This is a genomic window from Falsihalocynthiibacter sp. S25ZX9 (assembly GCF_041205405.1).
Lineage (GTDB): Bacteria > Pseudomonadota > Alphaproteobacteria > Rhodobacterales > Rhodobacteraceae > Falsihalocynthiibacter > Falsihalocynthiibacter arcticus.
This window is the reverse complement of sequence record NZ_JBGFCD010000366.1, coordinates 1-277: the sequence shown is the minus strand read 5'-3', so window position 1 is coordinate 277 and position 277 is coordinate 1. Positions and strand designations below refer to the sequence as shown.

Genomic DNA, 277 nt, shown 5'->3' with positions numbered 1-277 from the left:
CTTGCCAGTATCGTTCAGGCGGCGACGTTCCTCGTATTGAATGTTCACAACGCCAGACGACACCACCGCGCCGCCATGCACCAGTTGAAGACGGCCGCGATCGGCCAAATCAGAGAGGTCGCGCCGGATAGTTTGCACCGTGACATCGTAGAGTTCGGCAAGGCCATCCACGGTGACTTTGCCCTCTTTGCGCGCAAGTTAGAGGATATCTTTCTGTCTAAAGTTTGAGACCATGGCTTTCTCCCTGACGTCGCGTAATAGAATCCTAACAATCAAC

General features: G+C 53.8%; 1 pseudogene. It reads right to left on the bottom strand.

The features are described from left to right. Positions 1–234 (bottom strand): annotated as a pseudogene (locus tag AB9F29_RS22600) (DeoR family transcriptional regulator); the annotation flags it as partial. Between the last annotated feature and the right edge of the window lie 43 nt (positions 235–277).